The organism is Ferruginibacter sp., from assembly GCF_031430955.1.
GTDB lineage: Bacteria > Bacteroidota > Bacteroidia > Chitinophagales > Chitinophagaceae > Ferruginibacter.
The window spans coordinates 1-3,324 of record NZ_JANPCM010000513.1; the positions used below are offsets into that span (position 1 = coordinate 1).

Sequence of the window (3,324 nt, forward strand, 5' to 3'; positions counted from 1 at the left end):
GGCTGGGCTGCAAAAGAATAATGTGAAAAAGGATTGAATACATAAGTATAAGAACGGGGCAGAAATATTGAACACAACAAATATTACCCCACCGCCAATCTATCCCGGAGGGAATTGCCGCATCGCGGAGATATAACATTCGATACTAAAAAAAATAATCCGCTCATCAGCAAAGCTTCCGGTTATGATGAAACCACCCAACATTTTTTTGTAAAAGATGCGGAGCATCCTTATGTGCAGGAAAAACCTTTCGACTGGATAAGAGGTTACCAGGTGGGTGGCAAATCATTAACTTGGGGCCGTGCATGTGCAAGGTGGAGTGAATATGATTTTACTTCGCCTAAACGTTTTGGTTATGGTGAATCTTTTCCAATAGAATACAACGATATAAAAGATTGGTACAGCCATGTAGAAAAATTTATTGGTGTGTGTGGCAATGCAGATGGTATCCCTTCTATGCCGGACGGCGAATTTTTACCGGCTTATGAATTGAATGTGGTAGAACAGCATTTACAAAAAGTGATCAAAGAAAAATTTAACCGTTATTATGTTTCGGGGAGGTGGGCACATATTACAGAGCCTAAACAAATTCATATAGATCAGGGCCGCACACAATGCCTCAACAGAAATTTATGTATGAGAGGTTGTCCGCTGGGTGGTTATTTTAGTTCGGTAAGCAGCACATTGCCGTGGGCAAAAAAAACCGGTAACTTAACAGTGCGGCCACACTCTGTTGTGCATTCTATTATTTACGATGAGCAAAAACAAAAAGCCGTCGGTGTAAAAGTTATTGATGCCAACACCAAAGAAGAAATTAATTATTATGCAAGAATTATTTTTGTAAATGCATCATCATTAAATAGCAATTTAATTTTATTGAACTCCACATCAAAACGTTTTCCCAACGGATTAGGAAATGATAGTGGCGTATTGGGAAAATATATTTGCTTTCATAATTACCGTGGCAGCATGTGGGGATTTATGGATGGTTACTTAGATAAATATTACAAAGTTGCTAAACCTGCAGAATGTATCATTGCCAATTACAGCAATGTAGAAAAAAGAGATACTGATTTTTTTGGCGGCTATGTTGTTTATTCCGGCGCCAGCAGGGAAAGATTGAGTGACAGAAATATTGAACCACTTTTAGGAGCAGAATATAAAGAAGCCATGAGCGAACCCGGTGCATGGAGTGTATATATGTACATGCAGGGAGAAACGATTGCAAAAGAAAGTAATCATGTGCGGTTGAGTACAACAGAAAAAGATCAATGGGGAATTCCGCTTTTAATTACATCTGTTGGTTATGATGATAACGATGATAAGATGGTAAAAGACTTTTTAGAACAGGGCAAAGCCATGATGGAAGCAGCCGGGATAAAAGAAGTAAACACACATGACAGCAAGCAGGCACCCGGCCTTGACATTCATGAAATGGGCGGCGTACGAATGGGGAGCAATCCCAACACATCTATGCTTAATGAATTTAATCAGCTGCATCATTGCAAAAATGTTTTTGTAACCGATGGCGCCTGCATGACGAGTACCGGCAGCCAGAGTCCGTCTATTTTGTACATGGCTTTTACCGCAAGGGCTGTGGCGCATGCTGTGGAAGCAATGAAAAAAGGGAATTTGTAAAACAACCCCGTCAGCAATTGAAAAACCCTGACGGCGGTGGAGTAAAAATATTTTCGATTAAATAAAATATTATGAAACTAAAGATGAAGATTTTTTTTTGGAACCCGGCATTTGTTTTTCATGGCATCATCGTTGCAATCTTTGATTTGTTCTGTTTTCTTTCTTTCAGTGAAAGGAAAAAACAGAATCACTCTTGTGCGGAATACCTTTATTCAGCAAAGCTATATTTAGCATCCCGATTATTTCGGGGTGCCGCAGCAATTCTATTGAGCATTGGCCTTCTATTCAATCAATCAATTGCGAATGCGCAACTCCCCTCTACACGAAGTGGAGAGGGGTTGGGGGTGAGGACTTACTGCAACCCCATCAACATAGATTATGGCTACACACCCATCCCAAATTTTACCGAGTGGGGAAAGCACCGTGCCACCGCCGACCCGGTGATTGTAAATTATAAAGGCGATTATTATTTATTCAGCACCAATCAATGGGGCTATTGGTGGAGCAGCGATATGCTGAACTGGAAATTTATCAGCAAAAAATTTTTACGCCCCTGGAACGAAGGTGTGTATGATGAGCTTTGTGCACCTGCAGTTGGAATTATTGGTGATACCATGGTTGTATTTGGCAGCACCTACACCAGTAAATTCACCATATGGATGAGCACCAACCCCAAAGCCAACGAATGGAAACCATTGGTAGATAGTTTTGAAATCGGCGGATGGGATCCTGCATTTTTTGCTGATGATGATGGAAGACTATATATGTATAATGGCAGCAGCAATACGTATCCTTTGTATGGTATAGAATTAAACCGAAAAACTTTTCAGCCCATTGGTACAAGAAAAGAAATGCATATGCTGAAACAGTGGCGTTATGGCTGGCAGCGTTTTGGCGAACACATGGATAATACATTTCTCGATCCGTTTATGGAAGGCGCATGGATTACAAAACACAACGGAAAATATTATTTGCAATATGGTGCACCGGGCACAGAGTTCAGTGGTTATGCCGATGGAGTGGCAGTAGCGGATAATCCGATGGGTTCACCAACAGGTTGGTTTGTTGATCAAAGCGATCCATTGAGTATTAAAGTAGGTGGTTATGTAAGAGGAGCCGGGCATGGCGCAACATTTCAGGATAATTTTAAAAATTACTGGCATGTTTCCACTACCGTTATATCTGTAAAAAATACTTTTGAAAGACGAATAGGAATTTGGCCGGCAGGGTTTGATAAAGATGATGTGATGTATTGCAATACCAGTTTCGGTGATCATCCGCATTATATTCCCGGGGCAAATATTTCTTCATATGGTTATAGTATAAATGGTAAATCACCATACTTCACTGGCTGGATGCTTTTAAACTACAATAAACCCGTTCAAGTTTCTTCAACTCTCGGCGGTTATCTTGCCAACAACGCAGTTGATGAATTAACCAAAACATACTGGAGTGCCACCAGCGGTAATAAAGGCGAATGGATACAAACTGATTTAGGTAATCTATCAACTGTACATGCCGTGCAAATAAATTATGCCGATCAGGATGCAGAATTTTTGGGTAAGCAAACTAGTATTTACCATCAATATAAAATGTATTATTCTGTTGATGGAAAAAAATGGACTTTATTAGTTGATAAAAGCAATAACAAAACTGATGTGCCGCATGAATATGTAGAATTGCAAA

The 3,324-nt window shown here is 40.0% G+C and carries 2 protein-coding genes; both read left to right on the plus strand.

Going from position 1 to position 3,324, the window contains the following annotated elements; translation table 11 throughout:
- Positions 1-114: 114 nt before the first annotated feature.
- A complete protein-coding gene (locus ACY65O_RS14485) occupies positions 115-1,638 on the plus strand; it encodes a GMC oxidoreductase (RefSeq protein ID WP_462221572.1) in 1,524 nt (507 codons plus the stop codon).
- A gap of 266 nt (positions 1,639-1,904) precedes the next feature.
- On the plus strand, positions 1,905-3,324 hold a 1,420-nt coding region (locus tag ACY65O_RS14490), incomplete at its 3' end, for a family 43 glycosylhydrolase (RefSeq protein WP_462221573.1).